We start from the raw sequence: 18,914 nt of genomic DNA, 5'->3' as shown, positions 1-18,914 counted from the left end.
GGTGGGCGCCGGCCACGCCCACAAGCTCTACCGGCACGGGCACTCGCCGGTCCACGCCCTGCCCGCGCACACCAAGCTCGTCGCCGTCCTCGGCTTCGTCGTGGCCGTCGTGTCCACGCCCCGCGAGGCGATGTGGGCGTTCGGCGCGTACGCGCTGCTGCTCGCGGCGGTGGCGCTGACCGCCCGGATACCGGCGGCGTACCTGCTGAAGCGGCTCACCGTCGAGGTCCCGTTCGTCGCCTTCGCGTTCCTGATGCCGTTCGTCGTGCCGGGGGAGACCACCGACCTGCTGGGGGTCACCGTCTCCGTCCCCGGCCTGTGGGACGCGTGGAACGTCCTGGCCAAGGGCACGCTCGGCGTCGGCGCGTCCGTGCTGCTCGCGGCGACGACGGAGCTGCGGGAACTGCTGCTCGGCCTCCAGCGGCTGGGACTGCCCCCGACGCTCGTCCAGATCGCCTCCTTCATGGTCCGGTACGGGGACGTGATCACCGACGAGATGCGCCGCATGTCCGTCGCCCGCCGCTCACGCGGCTTCGAGGCGCGGGGCGTGCGCCACTGGGGCGTCCTCGCCAAGTCGGCGGGCGCCCTGTTCATCCGCTCCTACGAGCGCGGCGAACGCGTCCACCTGGCGATGGTCAGCCGCGGCTACACCGGGACCATGCCGGTGATCGACGAGGTGACGGCGACGGGTGCGCAGTGGCGGCGGGCGGCGGCCCTCCCGCTGACGGCGCTCGCCGTGTGTCTGCTGGGATGGACGCTATGACGACACCACCGCCCCCGTCCCTGTCCTTCCTCCCGTCGCTGGAGGTCCGGGGCCTGGCCTACGCCTACCCGGACGGGCACCAGGCGCTGTTCGGCGTGGACCTGACCGTGGAGCGCGGCGAGCGGGTCGCCCTGCTCGGACCCAACGGCGCCGGCAAGACGACCCTCGTCCTCCACCTGAACGGCATCCTCACGGCCGGGGCGGGCACGGTCGCGGTGGCGGGCCTGCCGGTCGGGCCGGCGAACCTGGCGGAGATCCGCCGCCGGGTCGGCATCGTCTTCCAGGACCCCGACGACCAGTTGTTCATGCCGACCGTCCGGGAGGACGTGGCGTTCGGCCCGGCCGCGGCCGGCCTGCGCGGCGCCGAACTGGACGCCGTGGTGCGGCGGGCCCTGGAACGGGTCGGCATGGCCGCGTACGCGGACCGGCCCCCGCACCACCTGTCGTTCGGGCAGCGGCGCAGGGTCGCGGTCGCCACGGTCCTCGCGATGGAACCGGAGATCCTCGTCCTCGACGAGCCGTCGTCCAACCTGGACCCGGCCTCCCGCCGCGAACTGGCCGACGTCCTGCGCTCGTTGAACGTCACCGTCCTGATGGTCACGCACGACCTGCCGTACGCGATGGAGCTGTGCCCCCGCTCGGTGATCCTCAGCGAGGGCGTCATCGCGGCGGACGCCCCGACCGGCGAACTGCTCGCCGACGAGGAGCTGATGCGCCGGCACCGCCTGGAGCTGCCGTTCGGCTTCGACCCGACCGCGAGGCCGACCCGGAATCCGGGCGGCCACTGAGCCGTTGCACCATGGGGTGAGCGACCCCGAGAGAAAGTGCGTGCAGAGGTGGACGTCCAGGGCACCGTGGACCCCGGCTTCGAGCCGGTGAAGGACGCGTTCACGCGCAACTTCGAGCAGCGCGGGGAGCGGGGAGCGGCGGTCGCCGTGTACCGGGACGGCCGGAAGGTCGTCGACCTGTGGGCCGGCACGCGGGACGTCGACGGCGACGCGCCGTGGGCGGTGGACACCGCCCAGGTGGTGCGGTCCGTCACGAAGGGCGTCGCGGCCGCCGTGCCGCTGCTGCTGCACCAGCGCGGCCAACTCGACCTGGACGCGCCGGTCGGCACGTACTGGCCGGAGTACAAGGCGGCGGGCAAGGAGCGCACGCTCGTACGGCACCTGCTGGCGCACCGGGCGGGCGTCCCGGTGCTGGACGCGCCCCTGACGCCGGACGAGGCGCTGGACGCGGGGGGCCGCTTCGAGCGGGCGACGGCGGCGGTCGCGGCCCAGGCCCCGGTCTGGGAGCCCGGCACCGACCACGGCTACCACGCGCACACCTACAGCTGGCTCCTCGCCGGCCTGGTGCAGCGCGTCACGGGCCGGTCCATCGGACGGTGGGTCGCGGAGGAGGTGGCCCGCCCGCTCGGCCTCGACCTGTGGCTGGGCCTGCCCGACGACGAGGCGCGCCGCGTCGGCCGCGTGGGCCGGCTCGACGAGCCGCCCGCCGCGGCGTCGGGCGGCCTCGTGCTGCGCCCGAAGCGGTCGGTGGCGGAGGCGTACCAGGACCCGGGGTCGCTGACGCGGCGGGCCTTCGCGGTGATCGACCCGGCGCCGGACGAGAACGCGCCCGAGTACCGCGCGGCGGGCCTGCCCGGCTCGGGCGGCATCGCCACGGCCCGCGCCCTGGCCCGCTTCTACGCGGCGCTCCTCGGCCCCGTGGACGGCCACCGGCTGTTCGCCCCGGCGACCCTGGCCCTGGCCCGCACGGAGGAGTCGGCGGGCCCCGACCGCGTCCTGGTGGTCGGCACCCGCTTCGGCCTCGGCTACATGCTGCACGGCCCGGCCTCCCCGCTCCTCGCCCCCGGCTCCTTCGGCCACCCGGGCCGGGGCGGCTCCCTGGCCTTCGCCGACCCGGAGTCGGGCGTCGCCCTGGGCTACGTCACCAACGGCATGCGCAAGGGCGTCACCGCCGACCCCCGCGCCCAGGCCCTGGTACGGGCGGTGGCCAAGGCGATCGGCTGAGCGCGGCGCCGGGCGCCCCGCCTCCGGCCCACGACGCCCCGGTCCCCGACACCCCGGCCCCCGACACCCCGGTCCCGGTACGTCCCGGTCCCGGGCGCCGCGGCGCCTGGCCGGCCGTACGCCCTTCCGCGACCCCGCGCACGTCACCGCACCGCACGGCACGCGCCGCGACGGCCGTACGGCTCCCCGGCGGTGGCCGGTCCGCCGGGCGGCGGGGGAGGGCCCGGGACGCGTGCCGGAGGCGTTGTCGGTGGGCGGTGCGACGATGCCCCGATGACCGGACTCGACACCGCCGTCACCGCCTACTGGGACTCCGCCTCCGCCTCCTTCGACGAGGAGCCCGACCACGGGCTCCTCGACCCCCGCACCCGTGACGCCTGGCGGGAGCGGCTGCGGCGGTGGACGCCGGGCGGGGCGTGCGACGTGCTCGACGCGGGGTGCGGCACGGGGTCCCTCGCGCTGCTCCTCGCCGAGGACGGCCACCGCGTCACCGGGGTCGACCTCGCGCCCCGCATGGTGGCGCGGGCGAAGGCCAAGTTCGTGGCGGCCGGGCTGCCGGGGCGGTTCCTCGTGGGGGACGCCGCGCGGCCGCCCGTGGGGGAGCGGCGGTTCGACGTGGTGCTGGTCCGGCACCTGGTGTGGACCCTGCCCGACCCCGAGGCCGCCCTCCGCGCCTGGGCCGGGCTGCTGCGGAGCGGCGGGCGGCTCGTCCTGGTCGAGGGACGGTGGGGTGAGGCGGGGCGGGAGCCCGAGCCCTACGTCCCCGGCGGCGAGGCGCTGCCCTGGGGCGGGGGCGTGCCCGCCGACGTGCTGGCCGGCGCCGTCGCGCCGCTCGCCCGCGAGGTGCGCGTCGAACCGCTCGACGGGGACGCCGCCCTGTGGGGGCGGCCCGTCGACGACGAGCGGTACGCCCTCCTGGCGTGGGCGGGTGCATGACACGGCGGTAGCATTCGCGCTCTGGCGGAAGCACCGGCCCCACCCGTACCGCCGCCCCCCACGCATGCCACCCCTACTGACGTGGGCTGAAAGGTCGACCCTTCTGTGATCACCCGCACCAGGGCGGGAGTGCTGGCCGCCGCGGCCGCGCTCGCCGTCACCGGCGGCCTGCCGACCGCCACTCCGGCCGCCGCGGCCGTCTCCTGCGCCTCGCCCGCCTGGACGGCGCAGTTCTACGCCAACGCGTCGCTGAGCGGCACGCCGAAGCTGACCGTCTGCGACAGCGTGATCAGCGAGAACTACGGCCTCGGCGACCCCGCCGGCGTCACGCTGCCCAAGGACGACTTCTCCGCCCGCTGGACCCTCACCCGCGACTTCGGCTCCGGCGGCCCCTTCGCCTTCACCGCCGAGTCGCAGGACGGCGTCCGCGTGTACGTCGACGGCGTCCGCAGGATCGACGCCTGGCGGAACGTCACCGCCACCCAGCGGAGCAGGCTCGACCTCTCCATCCCGGCCGGCCGCCACACGATCCGTGTCGACTTCGTCGCCTGGACCGGCGCGGCGAACGTCACGTTCGCCTACGCGCCCCGCACCACCTCCACCGTCGACAAGGTCCGGCCGCTCGCCCCCACGGGCACGGCCGTCACCTACGACCGGACCGCCAACCGGGCCACCCTGCGATGGGCCGCCAACAAGGAGATGGACATCGCCGGGTACCGCGTGTACCGGCGCCCCTCCGCTTCCACCACCTGGGCGCGGGTCAACGGCACCACCCTCGTCACGACCGGCTCGTACGCGAACGTCCCGCCCGCCACCGGCGAGGCGTACGCGTACGAGGTCCGCGCCGTCGACAAGGCGGGCAACGAGTCGGCGGGCAGCGCCGACCAGACCGTCACCACCGTCGACCGCACCCCGCCCCCCGCACCGGCCGGCCTCACCGGCACCGACGCACCGGGCGGCGTGACACTGGGGTGGACGGCCGGCGCGGGCGCGGCCAGGTACACGGTGTTCCGGCAGACGCGCCCCGAGGACGGAGAGACCCCGCCGGTCACCCAGGTCGCCACCGTCACGTCCCCGGGCTGGACGGACACGACCGCCCCCGAACGGGCCGGTTACACGTACTGGGTGAGCGCCACCGACGCGTCCGGCAACACCTCCGTCCGGTCCGCCGGCCTGCCCGTCACGCGCGGCGACCACCCGCCCGCCCCGCCGACCGGCCTGACCGCCACCGAGACCCACCGGAGCGTCACCCTGCGGTGGACCGGCTCCACCAGCGGCGACGCGTCCACCTACCGCGTCTACCGCGACGGGGAGCGGCTCGTGGACAGCACCGCCTGGTTCGTGGACACCGGAACAGAGCCGTACACCTTCGAGTTCCGGGACGTCGGCGTCGGCCACGGCACGACGTACGAGTACGCCGTCGCCGCCGTCGACGGCGGGGGCAACGAGTCGCGCCCGGTGCCCGTGACGATCACCACCGCGGGCGACCGCATGCCCCCGGCAATCGTCACCGGCCTGACCGCGACGCCCCGGGAGGACGGCGTGCTGCTGGAGTGGGAGCCCAACCGGGAGCCGGACCTCAAGCGGTACGACGTCTACAGGGCCGTCTGGCTGGGCGAGGGCCCCGTCGGCGGCGAGGACGGCGTGTGGTCCATCCGCCAGATCGCCTGGCTGGACGAGACCGCCACGAGCCACCTGCACGAGGCGACGGCGGACGGCGAGACGGTGCTGTACGCGGTCGTCGCCGTCGACGACTGGGGCAACAGCCGCGCCCCCCTCACCGACCAGGAGTTCGCCTGGGTCACCGTCACCGAACGGGGCGCCCCCGCCGAGGGGTGAGGGCCGGGCCGCCGCGCCGCCGTGCGGGCGGCGCGGCGGCCACCGCGGGGCCGGCGGCTCACCCCGCGTGCAGCATCAACCCGATGCCCACCACCATCAGCCCGGCCGCCGCGATGCGCGGCGCGCCGAAGCGCTCCTTGAAGAACACCGCCCCGATCGCCGCGCCCACGAGGATCGACGACTCGCGCAGCGCCGCGATCGGGGCGAGCGGCGCCCGCGTCTGCGCCCACAGCACCAGCCCGTACGCCCCCACCGACAGCACCGCGCCCAGCAGGCCGAGCCGCAGGTGCGGCCGCAGCTGGGCGGCGAGCGCGCCCCGGCGGCGGTGGACGGCGTAGGCGGGGATCACCACGCCCTGCACGAGCATCAGCCACGCCACGTACCCGAGCGGCGTGCCCGACGCGCGGACGCCGACGCCGTCCACCACCGAGTACACCGCGATCGTCAGGCCCGTCGCCCCCGCCGCCGACAGGGCGCCCCACGCGGGGCGGCGCCCGGCGCGGCGCACCCCCCACAGGGCGAGCCCCAGCAGGCCCGCGCTCGCCACGGCGACGCCCGCCGACTGGCGCCCGTCGGGGACCTCGCCGACGAACACCGCCGCCAGGCCCGTCACCACCAGCGGCGCCGTGCCCCGGGCGACCGGGTACACCTGCCCGAAGTCGCCCAGCCGGAACGAGAGCATCAGCAGCGCCATGTACGCGAGGTGGACCGCCGCCGACAGCAGCAGCCACGGCCAGGCGGCGGCCGCCGGCACCGGCGCGAACAGCGCCACCGCCGCCCCGATCAGCGCCCCGCCGCCCGATATCAGCGTGAACGACAGCAACTGGTCGCGCAGGTGGTGAGCGAGGGCGTTCCAGCTCGCGTGGCACAGCGCGGCCAGCAGGACCGCCGCCGTGACCAGTGGGGTCACGCGGTGCGCTCGCGCACGTCCACGAGACGGCCGCCCGCGTGGTCGATCAGGCTCCGCGGGTCGAGCGGGAACACCGTGTGCGGGGTGCCGGCCGCCGCCCACACGACCGGGTGGTCGAGGAGCCCCCGGTCGGCGAGGACGGTCGTGCGGGTGCGGTGGCCGAACGGCGGTACGCCGCCGATCGCGTAGCCGGTCGTCTCGCGGACCAGGTCCGGGTCGGCGCGCTCCACGACGGCGGCGCCCAGCTCGTCCCGTACGCGGGCGACGTCCACGCGGGACGCCCCGTCCATCAGGACGAGGACGGGGGCCCCGTCCGCGGCGAACACCAGCGACTTGACGATCTCGCTGGGCTCGCACCCGATCGCGGCCGCGGCCTGCGCGGCCGTCCGTACGGCGTCCGGGTAGCGGCGGACCTCCACGTCCAGGCCCAGCGCGCGCAGGGCTTCGGCGAAACGGGGGTGGATGACGGAATCAGTACGGTCCATGCCGTCGCACGTTAGCGGCCCGCGCGCGGGGCGGGCGAGCGCTTTCGCCCCTCGGGCACCCCACGGCCGGGACGCGCCGGGCAGCACCCGGCCCGGCGGTCACCGGGCGTCCGGTCCGGCGGTCACCGGCAGCCGGCCAGCCCGCCCCGGCACCCACAGGCGTCCGGCCCGCCCCGCCCCGGCGCTCACCGGCATCCGGCCCGCCCGCCCCGGCCCGCCCCCGCGCTCACCGGGCGTTCAGCACGGACGCCACCAGCGGGCCCGCCGCGTCGCCGCCGTGCCCGGCCGCCTGCACCACCGCCGCGGCGGCGAGGTCGTCGGCGAACGCCGCGAACCAGCTGTTCGCCTGGCCCTGGTCGTCGACCTCCGCCGAACCGGTCTTCGCGCCCTTGTCGCCGCCCACACCGGCCATCGCCGCCGCGCCCGTGCCCTGGCCGCGGGCGGTCGCGCGCATCATGTCGCGCAGCTGGCGGGCGGTCGAGCCGTCCATGCGGCGGGGCGCCTCGGCGAGTTCCCGGTCGTCGAGGGAGGCCGGGACGACGATCGGCTGCTTGAAGACGCCGGCCTTCGCGGTCGCCGCGACGGAGGCGATGTTCAGGGCGTTCATCTGGACGGTGCCCTGCCCGATGTACTGGGCGGCCGCCTCCTCCTGGGTCTCGGCGGGCACCGAGCCGTCCGAGGAGGGCACGCCCGTCCGCCACTCCAGGCCGATGCCGAAGACCTCCCGCGCCTCCTTGCCGAGGGCGGCGTCGTCGTCCACGTCGTCGATGAGCTTGATGAACGCGGTGTTGCAGGAGCGCGCGAAGCTCTTCTCGAACGTCGCGCCGTCGAGGGAGAAGCCGTCGAGGTTCTGGAACGTGCGGTTGTAGTACCGGACGTCGGGCGGGCACTCCGCCACCCGGTCCGCGGCCACGAGGCCCTTCTCCAGCAGCAGCGCCGCCGTGACGATCTTCATCGTGGAGCCCGGCGCCTGCCGGCCGAGGAACGCCGCGTTCCAGCCGTCCTTCCGGTTGTTGGCGACCGCCCGTACCTCGCCCGTACTCGGCTTGATCGCGACCACGGACGACTCGGCGTACCGCTTCACCGCCTTCTCGGCGGCGGCCTGCACCCCGGCGTCCAGCGTCGTGCGGACCTCGCCCGGCTTGCCCTTGCGCAGGGTCAGCAGGGTGCGGTCCGCCGCGTCGCCCTCACTGGTGACGACGAGCTCGACGCCCGGCGTGCCGCCCGCCTCGGTGCCGTACCGCTTGCGCAGCTCGTCCAGGACCGGCCGGAGCGACGGGTACCGCTCCGCCGTCAGCTCGGCGCCGTTGCGGTCGACGGCCTTGATGGCGGGCGCGCCGGACGAGGTCACCCGCAGCGCCTGGCCGTCCTCCAGCTCCGGGTGCAGGACGGCCGACGACCAGTCGACGCGCGGCTGCCCGGTGGACAGGCCCCGCACGACGCTGAGCCGCGACGCGTACGTCCACGGGACGCGGGCGCCGTCGTACGAGACGACGGCGCTCACCGTGAACGGCACCGTCGTCCCGCTGGGCGCGCCCGCCTTCGCCTTCATGCCCCCGACGTGGGTCCCCGTCAGGTACACGTCCAGGGCGGTCTGCGCCGCGGCCGGGTCGTTGGTGAACGCGGCCGCCTTGGCCACGTCGCCCTCCGCCCACGCGGCGAGGAAGCCCCGCGCCGTGGCCTCGGTCTCCTCCGCCGTGACGGGGCCGCTCCTCCTCGCCGAGCCGTCGGCCGACGTGGTGGCGACCGTGCCGCCCGTCAGCCCCTCCCACAGGTTGAACGCCCCGTACCCGACGCCCCCGGCGACGACGGCGAACACCCCACCGACGACGGCCACCTTCGCTCCGCTGCGCATCCCGCGGTTCCCCCTCCGCTCGCACGTTCCGCTGAACGTGTTCAAGATCCCCCGGGGAACCCTATGCCGCACGGTCGAACACCCGGGCGCCCGTTACCCGAACGGAATCAACCGCGAGCCCTCACACCCACGTATCCAGCCACATCCGCGCCCGCCACTGGTCCATCGGGATCGTCTGGCCCGTGTACAGGGGCCAGAAGTAGATGAAGTTCCACACGATGAGCAGGACCAGGACGCCCGCGCCGATCGCCCCGACCGTGCGCCGGCGTTCGGCGCGCCCGTCCGGGTCCGGGGCGCCGTCCGGGCCGGGCGGGGGCGCGGCCGGGCCCAGCATCGCGCCGATCATCATCGTGACCGCCAGGCACAGGAACGGGACGAACACCACCGCGTAGAAGAGGAAGATCGTCCGCTCCTGGTACAGGAACCACGGCGCCCACCCGGCCGCGACCGCGCAGGCGATCGCCCCGGCCCGCCAGTCGCGGCGGAAGAACCAGCGCCACAGCACGTACAACAGCGCGAAGCACGCCGCCCACCACAGCAGCGGCGTCCCGATCGCCAGCACCTCGCGCGCGCACTTCTCCGCGGCGTTCGCCGGGCAGCCGTCCTGGCCCTGCGCGGGCGACTCGTAGAAGTACGAGACGGGGCGGCCCAGGACGATCCAGCTCCACGGGTTCGACTCGTAGGTGTGCCCCGAGGTGAGGTTGACGTGGAACGTGTACACCTCCGACTCGTAGTGCCACAGGCTCCGCCACCAGTCGGGGAACAGCCACGACCACGAGCTGTCCCGGCCCGCGCCGGTCGACGCCCACGTCCGGAAGTAGCCCTTGTCGGACAGGATCCACCCGCTCCAGGAGGCGACGTACGCGGCCAGCGCCACCGGCACCGTCGACACGAACGCCGGCAGCACGTCCCGCTTCAGCACCGTCGCGTACGGGCGGTGCGCGCCGGCGACCCGCCGGGCGCCCACGTCCCACGCCACGGTCAGCAGCCCGAACGCGGCCATGACGTACAGGCCGTTCCACTTGGTCGCCGCCGCCAGGCCCAGCGCCACACCGGCGGCCAGCCGCCACGGCCGCCACCCCAGCCGCAGCGTCTCCGCGACGCGGGCGTCCGGCCGCAGCAGCCCGTCGGCGTCGACCGGCAGGGCCGCCGCGAGCCGCCGCCGCGCCCAGTCCCGGTCCGCCAGCAGGCAGCCGAACGCGGCCAGCACGAAGAGCATCAGCACCTGGTCGAGGAGGGCCGTGCGGCTCATCACGAAGTGCAGCCCGTCCACGGCGAGCAGGCCGCCCGCCAGGCAGCCGAGGAAGGTCGACCGGAACAGCCGCCGCCCGATCCGGCACAGCATCAGCACCGACAGCGTGCCGCACACCGCCACCATGAAGCGCCAGCCGAACGGGTCGAACCCGAACCACCACTCGCCCAGCCCGATGACCCACTTGCCGACCGGCGGGTGCACCACGTAGCCCGGGTCCACCGGGATCGGGACCGCGCCGGGGTCCTTCAGGATCGTTTTGTCGACGTCCTTCGGCCACGCCCCCTCGTAGCCGTTGTGGATCAGGGCCCAGGCGTCCTTGGCGTAGTACGTCTCGTCGAATATCACCGCGTGCGGCGAGCCCAGGTCCCAGAACCGCAGCAGGCCCGCGACCAGCGCCACCAGCAGCGGTCCGCCCCAGGACAGGAAGCGCAGCAGGCCCGGCGGCAGCCCGAGCCCGCCCCGCGAGCGGGGCGCCGCCCGGACGTACGGCGGTACCAGCCGCTCCCGCAGGCCCGGTACCGCGGGCGGGACGTACCCGAACCGGCGCAGGCGCCGCTCCCACGAGGGCGGCTCGTGTGCCCCGGGGGGGCCGGCGGCGGGCCCGCCCGGGCCGTCCTGTCCGTGCAGGGCCTCTGGCGCAGTACTGGTCACCGCGCCATCGTAGGGAACGCGTCCGCGCGACTCGCCCGGCCGTGCCGCCCGCGCGGCTGCGAGGATGGCCCCGTGACAGGAACGCTCGTACTCGCAGGTACCCCGATCGGCGACGTCGCCGACGCCCCGCCCCGCCTCGCCGCCGAGCTGGCGGAGGCCGACGTCGTCGCCGCCGAGGACACCCGACGGCTGCGCCGCCTCACCCAGGCCCTCGGCGTGCAGCCGCGCGGCCGGGTCGTGTCGTACTTCGAGGGCAACGAGGCCGCGCGGACCCCGGAGCTGGTCGAGGCCCTCGCGGGCGGCGCCCGGGTGCTGCTGGTCACCGACGCGGGCATGCCGTCCGTCTCCGACCCCGGCTACCGGCTGGTGGCCGCCGCCGTCGAGCGGGACATCAAGGTCACCGCGGTGCCCGGCCCGTCCGCGGTGCTCACCGCGCTCGCCCTGTCGGGCCTGCCCGTCGACCGGTTCTGCTTCGAGGGCTTCCTGCCCCGCAAGGCCGGCGAGCGGCTCGCCCGGCTGCGTGAGGTCGCCGCGGAACGGCGCACGCTCGTCTACTTCGAGGCCCCGCACCGCCTCGACGACACGCTCGCCGCGATGGCCGAGGTGTTCGGCGCGGACCGGCGCGCCGCCGTGTGCCGGGAGCTGACCAAGACGTACGAGGAGGTCAGGCGCGGCGGCCTCGGGGAGCTGGCCGCGTGGGCCGCCGAGGGCGTACGGGGCGAGATCACCGTCGTCGTCGAGGGCGCCCCCGAGCCGGGGCCCGCCGACCTCGACGCGGACGAGCTGGTGCGCCGGGTCCGCGTCCGGGAGGAGGCGGGGGAGCGGCGGAAGGAGGCGATCGCCGCCGTCGCCGCCGAGGCGGGGCTGCCCAAGCGGGAGGTGTTCGACGCCGTCGTCGCGGCGAAGAACACCGCGGCGAAGAGCAGCTGAGCGAAGAACGTCGAGGCGAAGAATTCCCGGGCGAACCGCCCGAAAGCGGACGAAGGGCTATCGTGAAAAGCACAGCTCTCACCCGTTGAGCCACGCCGACCGCGAAGGCGTCCACCGCGGCGGTGGGAAGGAGCCGGCATGAGCGAGACCTCCAGCATCCCGGTCGGCCACGAGGCGTACGCCTTCGCCTGCATGAGGTGTGGCTACGGCTGGGAGCAGGCGTACGACATCGAGCACCACACCGACGTCACCGGCCAGGACTTCGTCGTCTACCGCAGCGAGGGCCGGCGCGTGCCGTCGCCGCTGTCGAAGCCGACGTGCCCCAACTGCGGGCGGCACGTCGTGCGGATCATGCGCTCCGGCCGGATCTCGGTGGTGCTCGACCACGGCGAGCCCCGGCCCGAGGGGTCCGGCGCACCCGGAGCGGCCTTCCGGAGGGCCGTGCCGGTGGCGACGACCGGGCCGATCGGCCAGGAGCTGGAGGGGAGGCCGCTACCGGAGGGCGTGGACGCCGAGGCGGTCCGGGAGGCCGGGCGGTCCGGGGCGACCCGGGTGGACGGGCCGGAGGCGGGCCACCGCCACCGCTCGCACCTGCTGCACCCGTTCCGCCGGGGGTGACGCCGGCAGGGTGACGCCGCCGAGGGCGGCGCCGGCATCCGCGGCGCCGCGGCGCCGGTGCCGGCGGGGGCCGGGGCGCGGGCTTTCGTACGATCGGGGCATGAGTGCCAAGGACGCCCCGCCGCCGCTGCCCGAGCCCCTGCCCGTCGCGGTGGCCGATTCCCACACCCACCTCGACATGCAGTCCGGCACGGTCGAGGAGGCCCTGACCAAGGCCGGGCTCGTCGGCGTGGAGACCGTCGTCCAGGTGGGCTGCGACCTGAAGGGCTCGCACTGGGCGGCGGAGACGGCCGCCCGGTACGCGAACGTCCACGCCGCCGTCGCCCTGCACCCCAACGAGGCGCCGCGCATCGTGCTGGGCGACCCCGGGGGAGAGGGGCCGCGCCAACGCGGGCGCGAGGCCGGCGGGGACGCGGCGCTCGACGACGCGCTCGCGGAGATCGACCGGCTCGCCGCCCTCGACCACGTGAAGGCCGTGGGCGAGACGGGCCTCGACCACTTCCGCACGGGACCCGAGGGCCGGCAGGCGCAGGAGCGCTCGTTCCGGGCCCACATCGAGATCGCCAAGCGGCACGGCAAGGCCCTCGTCATCCACGACCGCGAGGCCCACGACGACGTGCTGCGCGTCCTCGCCGAGGAGGGCGCCCCGGAGCGGACCGTCTTCCACTGCTACTCCGGCGACGCCGACATGGCCCGGATCTGCGCCGAGCGCGGCTACTACATGTCCTTCGCCGGGAACGTCACCTTCAAGAACGCCCAGCCGCTGCGCGATGCCCTCGCCGTGGCCCCCCTGGAGCTGGTCCTCGTCGAGACGGACGCGCCGTTCCTCACCCCCGCCCCCTACCGGGGCCGGCCCAACGCGCCGTACCTCGTCCCGATCACCGTCCGCGCCATGGCGGCCGTGCGGGGCGTCGGGGAGGAGGCCATGGCGACCGCGATCGCCGAGAACACCGCACGGGCGTTCGACTACTGACCCGTGGCGGGGAGGCGCCGCGACACGGCGACACGACGCTGAGTAGCCGAGTGGCTTTGGAGAGTGACGAAAGCTGGGCTAGGGTCCCGGCCTCGTGAAGACCTCACGAGGCAGTCACCGCGTCCCCGCCGACCCCCACCGCCCCGCCGGGGCGTCCGCCGCCGAGGCACCCGCGGAGGCGGCCACCGCCGAAGCGCCCGCCGAAGCACCTGTTGAAGCGCCTGTCGAAGCGTCAGCCGAAGCACCCGCCGCCGGACCGCGCCCCGCCGCCGGACCGCGCCCCGCCCCCGGGCCGCGCCCCGGCGACGGGCTGCGGCGGTTCGTCCCGCAGGCCCTCGTCGTCGCCGTGCTCGCCGGCGGCACCAGCGCCTTCGTCGTCGACGACAAGGCGATCCGGCTCAGCGTCGACGGCGCCCCCCGCACCCTGCACACCTTCGCCGACGACGTCGGCGAACTCCTCGCCGCCGAGGGCATCGCCGTCGGCGCGCACGACCTCGTCGCCCCCGCCCCCCGCACCGCCCTGGCGGACGGCGACGAGGTCGCCGTCCGCTGGGCCCGCCCCCTCGACCTGGACGTCGACGGCCGCACCCGCCACCTGTGGACCACCGCCCGCACCGTCGACGAGGCCCTGCGCGAGCTCGGCGTCCGCGCCGAGGGCGCCCACCTCTCCGCCTCCCGCTCCGCCGCCATCGGCCGCACCGGCCTCGCCCTGGCCGTCCGCACCGAACGCGCCGTGACCTTCCTCGCGGACGGCCGGCAGCGCACCGTCCGCACCAACGCCGCCAGCGTCGCCGAGGCCCTCGCCCGCGCCGGGATCACCCTCCGCGGCCAGGACACCACCTCCGTACCGCCCGACACGTTCCCCCGCGACGGCCAGACCGTCACCGTCCTGCGCGTCAGGGACGGCCGGGAGACCCGCGAGGAGACCATCCCGTACGCCGTGCGCCACGTCGACGACCCGGACCTGTACCAGGGCACCGAGGTCGTCGACCGGCAGGGCCGGCCGGGCCTGCGCCGCATCACGTACGAGACCCGCACCGTCAACGGCGTCCGCCGGCACACCCGCAGGACCGGCGCCACCGTGGTCCGCGAGCCGGTCGCCCGGATCGTCCGCGTCGGCACCGGGCGGCGGCCCGCCTCCGTCTCCGGCACCGACGGCCTGAACTGGGACGCCCTCGCCCGGTGCGAGTCCGGCAACCGCCCCGACGCCGTCGACCCCTCCGGCACGTACGGCGGCCTCTACCAGTTCGACCTCCGCACCTGGCGCTCCCTCGGCGGCACCGGGCGCCCCCAGGACGCCTCCGCCGCCGAACAGACATACCGGGCGAAGAAGCTCTACGTGCAACGGGGGGCGAGTCCGTGGCCGCACTGCGGCCGTAGGCTGTATCGGTGAGCACCACTGAGCCCGACGCCCTCCTCGGCCCCGCCGACATCCGCGAACTGGCCGCCGCCCTCGGGGTACGCCCCACCAAGCAGCGCGGCCAGAACTTCGTCATCGACGCCAACACCGTCCGGCGCATCGTCCGCACCGCGGAGGTGCGCCCCGACGACGTCGTCGTGGAGGTCGGCCCCGGACTCGGCTCCCTCACCCTCGCCCTGCTGGAGGCGGCCGACCGCGTCGTGGCCGTCGAGATCGACGACACGCTCGCCGCGGCGCTGCCCGCCACGATCACCGCCCGCGCGCCCGAGCGGGCCACCCGCTTCTCCCTGGTCCACTCCGACGCCATGGACGTGCAGGAGCTGCCCGGCCCGCCGCCCACCGCGCTCGTCGCGAACCTGCCGTACAACGTCGCGGTGCCCGTCCTGCTGCACATGCTCGACCGCTTCCCGACCATCGAGCGCACCCTCGTCATGGTCCAGGCCGAGGTCGCCGACCGGCTCGCCGCCCGCCCCGGCAACAAGGTGTACGGCGTCCCCTCCGTGAAGGCCAACTGGTACGCGGAGGTCAAGCGCGCGGGCGCCATCGGCCGCAACGTCTTCTGGCCCGCGCCGAACGTCGACTCCGGCCTCGTCTCCCTCGTCCGCCGCGACCCGCCGAGGACCACCGCCTCCAAGCGGGAGGTCTTCGCCGTCGTCGACGCCGCCTTCGCGCAGCGCCGCAAGACCCTGCGCGCCGCACTGGCCGGCTGGGCCGGATCGCCCGCCGCCGCCGAGGCCGCGCTCCTCGCGGCCGGGGTGTCCCCCCAGGCGCGGGGGGAGTCCCTGACCGTCGAAGAGTTCGCCCGTATCGCGGAGGCCCGAGCGTGAGCATCACCGTACGAGTCCCGGCCAAGGTCAACGTCCAGCTGGCGGTCGGCCCCGCCCGCCCCGACGGCTTCCACGACCTGGCGAACGTCTTCCTCGCCGTCTCCCTCCACGACGAGGTGACCGCCACCCGCGCCGACGCGCTCCGCGTCACCTGCGAGGGCCCCGACGCGGACCGGGTCCCCCTGGACCGCACGAACCTCGCCGCGCGCGCCGCGGAACTCCTCGCCGCCCGCCACGGCATCACCCCCGACGTGCACCTGCACATCGCCAAGGACATCCCCGTCGCCGGCGGCATGGCCGGCGGCAGCGCGGACGGCGCGGCCGCCCTCCTCGCCTGCGACGCCCTGTGGGGCACGGGCGCGAGCCGCGCCGAACTCCTCGACATCTGCGCCGAACTGGGCAGCGACGTGCCGTTCTCCCTCGTCGGAGGCGCGGCCCTGGGCACCGGCCGCGGCGAGCGCCTCACCGAGATCCCGCTCGGCGGCACCTTCCACTGGGTGTTCGCCGTCGCCGACGGCGGCCTGTCCACGCCCGCCGTGTACGCCGAGTTCGACCGGCTGACGCCGGACGCCCCCGAGCCCGTCGCGTCGCCCGCCCTCCTCGACGCGCTGCGCACCGGCGACACCACCGCCCTCGCCGGCGCCCTCGCCAACGACCTCCAGCCCGCCGCCCTCTCCCTGCGGCCGTCCCTCGCCGACACCCTCGCCGCCGGCACCGGCGCCGGCGCCCTCGCCGGGATCGTCTCCGGCTCCGGCCCCACCACGGCGTTCCTCGTCAAGGACGCCGAGGCCGCCGAGGCCGTCGCCGCCGCGCTCGTCGCGTCCGGCACGTGCCGCACGGCGCGCACGGCCACCTCGCCGGCGCCCGGCGCCCGGGTACTCACCGCGTAACTGAGTACGCGTACCCTCCCGGCCCCCGCGGCCGGGAGGCCACCCTGGCCCGCATGGCACGTACGGGAACGGGACTCAGCGCGCGGTACCTCGCCGCCCACACGCCCGCCGGCAGGGACCGCTACGTCGACCTCCTGAGGGTCGCGTCCCTGGCGACGGTCGTCCTCGGGCACTGGACGATGGCCGCGGTGACGGCCGACGGGAGGGTCGGCAACCTCCTCGCCGTCGTGCCCGCCCTCCAGGTCGCCACCTGGGGCCTCCAGGTGATGCCGGTGTTCTTCTTCGTCGGCGGCTTCGCGCACGCCCTGTCCCACCGGTCCCGGCCCGGGTACGCCGCGTTCGTCCGGGGCCGGGTGCGGCGGCTGCTCCGCCCGACCGTCGCCTTCGCCGCCGTGTGGGCCGCGGCGGCGCTCGCCGTCCACCTCCTCGGCGGCGGGGGCGGCCTGACCGGCACGGCGCTGCGGCTGGTGGCGCAGCCGCTGTGGTTCGTCGGCGTCTACCTGGCGATGGTCGCCCTCACCCCGCCGCTGCTGCGGCTGCACCGACGGTGGGGCTGGGGCGCGTTCGCCGCGCCGGCGGGCGGGGCGGCCGCGGTGGATGCGCTGCGGTTCGCCGGGGACGTGCCGTACGTCGGGTTCCTGAACTTCGCGCTGGTGTGGCTCGCCGTCCACCAGCTGGGCTTCCTCCGCGCGGACGGCCGCCTCGGGGCGCCGGCGGTGCCGCGGGCGCTGGCCGCGGCGGGGCTGGCGGGCGCGGTGGCCCTGGTCGCCTTCGGGCCGTACCCGCTGTCGATGGTGGGCATGCCCGGCGAGGAGGTGTCCAACATGGCGCCCCCGACGCTGGCCCTGCTGTGCCACGGGGTGTGGCTGGTCGGCGCGGTGGAGCTGCTGCGCGGCCCCGGCACCCGGCTCGCCGCCCGCGCCCGCGTCTGGCGGGCGGTCGTCGCGGCGAACGGGATCGCCATGACCGCGTTCCTGTGGCACCTGACGGCGATGCTCGGCGTGTACGGCGCGATGCTCGCGCTGGGCGTACCGCTGCCGGAGCCGGCGTCCGGCGCGTGGTGGGCGCAGCTGCCGGTGCGGGTGGCGGTGGCGGCGGCGGTGACGGGACTGCTGGTGCGGGTCTTCCGCGCGGCGGAGCACCCGGCCCGCCCGGCCGCCGGGGCCGCCGCCCCCGGGCCCCGCTCCGCGGCGCCGGCGGCGCTGGGCGTCACCCTGAGCCTGCTGGGCGTCCTGGGCCTGTCGACGGTGGGCTTCGGGGGACTGCTGGAAGGACGCAGCGCGGTCCTGGTGGCGGTCCCCGTCACGGCCCCCGGGGCGCTGGCCCTGGTCCTGGCGGGCTGGCTCCTGGTCGAACTCCGCCGCTAGCCCCCGGCCCGCCGTCCGGCCCAGCCCCCGGCCCACCGGGGCCGGGCGCCCGACGGCCGGGCGCCCGGCGGGGCGGCGGTCAGGCCGGCGGCCGGCAGTCGTGGAGGGCGGCGGACGCCGCCGCGAAGGAGCCCAGCGCCTCGCGCAGCGACGCGTGGTCCAGCGCCAGCCCGTCGTCCGGGGTGATCTCGTACACCCCCGTCCCGTCCGCGCCGGGGCACGTCGCCGTCATCCGGTAGTGCCCCTTCGGCGAGACCGCCTTGCCGCCCGCCGGCAGCGCGCCGCCGCCCGACAGCGCCGCCTCCCCGTACGGCCCGTACGACGCCGTGAAGGTGTACAGCGGCGTCCCGAGCCCGCTCCCCAGCACGCACCGCTCCACGGGCGCCGGCTGCGCCGCGGTCTCGGCGACCGTCCCGGCGCCCCACCGCCGCGCGGTGGCCGCGTCCACGACCCCCCGGCACGTACCGGACGCCTTCGCCAGCGGCCGCCGCGCGTCCACGACCGGCGCGGCCACCTCCGGCACCCGGCCGGTGCCGCCCGCCGCGTCGCAGCCGGTGCGCCGCGCGTACGACAGGGCCGTGTCCGCCAGGGCGGAGACCAGCCGCGCCCGGGCCGCCCCGTCCTCGAAGGACCGCCCGCCCACGAGCCGCCCGTCCGCCGTCGCGAGCAGCCCGTCACCGGACTCGGCGCCGCAGTCCAGCAGCAGCACGACCCGCCCGCGCGAGCCGCCCGCGTCCTCGTCGCCGTACGAGAAGGACCCCGTCCACCCGCCGCCCAGCGGCACGGCGCCCTCACCCGGGGCGATCGAGGCGTCCGGCCCGAACGGCTCCTCGGCGTTGCGCATCCGCATCTCGACCCCGGCGTCGCCGCCCGCGCCGTCCGGGACCGAGACGGAGCAGTACCAGCCGTCCTGCCGCAGCTCGCTCGACGCGGTCAGCCCGGAGTCCGGCAGGAGCGCCCGCACGCGGCCGGCCGCGAGGTCCCCCTCGCAGGCGTCCTCCAACGCGGTGCCGGTGCCGCTCCAGGCGTCGTACCCGCCGGACAGCCAGAACGCCCCGCCGGCCACGACCACGGCCGCCGCCGCCGCGACGGCCGTCAGCCGCGCCCCGCGGCGTCGTCGGGGCGCCGGGTTGGCCTGGTCTCTGCTGTCCTCGCTCATGTCGTACCTCTCGCAGGTGGACGT

17 protein-coding genes are annotated in these 18,914 nt (G+C 76.3%); 12 read left to right on the top strand and 5 right to left on the bottom strand.

Translation table 11 applies throughout. From position 1 onward, the window contains the following. Nucleotide 1: 1 nt before the first annotated feature. From cbiQ to IE106_RS11050, 5 genes are all read left to right on the top strand, one after another. A complete protein-coding gene (gene cbiQ, locus IE106_RS11070; RefSeq protein WP_189532520.1) occupies nucleotides 2-763 on the top strand; it encodes a cobalt ECF transporter T component CbiQ in 762 nt (253 codons plus the stop codon). Next, nucleotides 760-1,551, top strand: coding sequence for an energy-coupling factor ABC transporter ATP-binding protein (locus IE106_RS11065; RefSeq protein ID WP_189532518.1), 792 nt, complete (start codon nucleotides 760-762; stop codon nucleotides 1,549-1,551). The genes cbiQ and IE106_RS11065 overlap by 4 nt, the downstream gene beginning before the upstream one ends. Nucleotides 1,552-1,599: 48 nt before the next feature. Next, nucleotides 1,600-2,775, top strand: a complete 1,176-nt coding sequence (locus IE106_RS11060) for a serine hydrolase domain-containing protein (RefSeq protein WP_189533165.1) — start codon at nucleotides 1,600-1,602, stop codon at nucleotides 2,773-2,775. Nucleotides 2,776-3,048: 273 nt separating this feature from the next. After that, nucleotides 3,049-3,711 (top strand): class I SAM-dependent methyltransferase, encoded by a 663-nt coding sequence (locus IE106_RS11055; RefSeq protein WP_189532516.1) that lies wholly within the window; start codon nucleotides 3,049-3,051, stop codon nucleotides 3,709-3,711. Nucleotides 3,712-3,816: 105 nt separating this feature from the next. Further along, on the top strand, nucleotides 3,817-5,550 hold the full coding sequence (locus IE106_RS11050; protein ID WP_229840271.1) for a fibronectin type III domain-containing protein: 1,734 nt from the start codon (nucleotides 3,817-3,819) through the stop codon (nucleotides 5,548-5,550). Between the two features lie 58 nt (nucleotides 5,551-5,608). On the opposite strand, the gene IE106_RS11045 is transcribed toward IE106_RS11050, so the two are convergent. The 4 genes from IE106_RS11045 to IE106_RS11030 all read right to left on the bottom strand — a co-directional run bounded on the left by IE106_RS11045 (nucleotide 5,609) and on the right by IE106_RS11030 (nucleotide 10,706). Further along, a complete protein-coding gene (locus IE106_RS11045; RefSeq protein WP_189532514.1) occupies nucleotides 5,609-6,460 on the bottom strand; it encodes an EamA family transporter in 852 nt (283 codons plus the stop codon). Continuing rightward, the gene (locus tag IE106_RS11040) at nucleotides 6,457-6,945 is read right to left on the bottom strand and encodes a YbaK/EbsC family protein (protein WP_189532512.1); all 489 of its coding nucleotides are present in this window, start codon (nucleotides 6,943-6,945) and stop codon (nucleotides 6,457-6,459) included. The genes IE106_RS11045 and IE106_RS11040 overlap by 4 nt, the downstream gene beginning before the upstream one ends. Nucleotides 6,946-7,171: 226 nt before the next feature. Next, nucleotides 7,172-8,800, bottom strand: coding sequence for a penicillin-binding transpeptidase domain-containing protein (locus tag IE106_RS11035; protein WP_189532510.1), 1,629 nt, complete (start codon nucleotides 8,798-8,800; stop codon nucleotides 7,172-7,174). 121 nt (nucleotides 8,801-8,921) lie between these two features. After that, the gene (locus IE106_RS11030) at nucleotides 8,922-10,706 is read right to left on the bottom strand and encodes a dolichyl-phosphate-mannose--protein mannosyltransferase (protein ID WP_189532508.1); all 1,785 of its coding nucleotides are present in this window, start codon (nucleotides 10,704-10,706) and stop codon (nucleotides 8,922-8,924) included. 72 nt (nucleotides 10,707-10,778) lie between these two features. Here IE106_RS11030 and rsmI point away from each other — a divergent pair, with 72 nt between their 5' ends. The 7 genes from rsmI to IE106_RS10995 all read left to right on the top strand — a co-directional run bounded on the left by rsmI (nucleotide 10,779) and on the right by IE106_RS10995 (nucleotide 17,731). After that, nucleotides 10,779-11,636: a 16S rRNA (cytidine(1402)-2'-O)-methyltransferase gene (gene rsmI, locus IE106_RS11025; protein WP_189532505.1), complete on the top strand. Its 858-nt coding sequence runs from the start codon at nucleotides 10,779-10,781 to the stop codon at nucleotides 11,634-11,636. A 138-nt stretch (nucleotides 11,637-11,774) separates the two neighbouring features. Further along, nucleotides 11,775-12,254: a hypothetical protein gene (locus IE106_RS11020; RefSeq protein WP_189532503.1), complete on the top strand. Its 480-nt coding sequence runs from the start codon at nucleotides 11,775-11,777 to the stop codon at nucleotides 12,252-12,254. Nucleotides 12,255-12,354: 100 nt separating this feature from the next. Continuing rightward, nucleotides 12,355-13,227, top strand: a complete 873-nt coding sequence (locus IE106_RS11015; protein ID WP_189532501.1) for a TatD family hydrolase — start codon at nucleotides 12,355-12,357, stop codon at nucleotides 13,225-13,227. Nucleotides 13,228-13,321: 94 nt separating this feature from the next. After that, nucleotides 13,322-14,620 carry a resuscitation-promoting factor gene (locus IE106_RS11010; RefSeq protein WP_229840269.1) on the top strand — a complete coding sequence of 433 codons (1,299 nt, stop codon included), beginning with the start codon at nucleotides 13,322-13,324 and terminating at the stop codon, nucleotides 14,618-14,620. Then, a complete protein-coding gene (gene rsmA / locus IE106_RS11005) occupies nucleotides 14,617-15,474 on the top strand; it encodes a 16S rRNA (adenine(1518)-N(6)/adenine(1519)-N(6))-dimethyltransferase RsmA (protein WP_189532499.1) in 858 nt (285 codons plus the stop codon). The genes IE106_RS11010 and rsmA overlap by 4 nt, the downstream gene beginning before the upstream one ends. Further along, nucleotides 15,471-16,364, top strand: coding sequence for a 4-(cytidine 5'-diphospho)-2-C-methyl-D-erythritol kinase (locus tag IE106_RS11000; protein WP_189532497.1), 894 nt, complete (start codon nucleotides 15,471-15,473; stop codon nucleotides 16,362-16,364). The genes rsmA and IE106_RS11000 overlap by 4 nt, the downstream gene beginning before the upstream one ends. Nucleotides 16,365-16,417: 53 nt before the next feature. Further along, nucleotides 16,418-17,731 (top strand): acyltransferase family protein, encoded by a 1,314-nt coding sequence (locus tag IE106_RS10995; protein ID WP_189532496.1) that lies wholly within the window; start codon nucleotides 16,418-16,420, stop codon nucleotides 17,729-17,731. A 79-nt stretch (nucleotides 17,732-17,810) separates the two neighbouring features. Here IE106_RS10995 and IE106_RS10990 read toward each other — a convergent pair whose 3' ends face one another. Continuing rightward, the gene (locus tag IE106_RS10990; RefSeq protein ID WP_189532494.1) at nucleotides 17,811-18,890 is read right to left on the bottom strand and encodes a hypothetical protein; all 1,080 of its coding nucleotides are present in this window, start codon (nucleotides 18,888-18,890) and stop codon (nucleotides 17,811-17,813) included. Nucleotides 18,891-18,914 lie beyond the last annotated feature (24 nt).

It is taken from the genome of Streptomyces roseolilacinus, from assembly GCF_014649335.1.
In the GTDB taxonomy this organism is placed as follows: Bacteria; Actinomycetota; Actinomycetes; order Streptomycetales; family Streptomycetaceae; genus Streptomyces; species Streptomyces roseolilacinus.
This window is presented reverse-complemented; position numbering and strand designations above follow the sequence as displayed.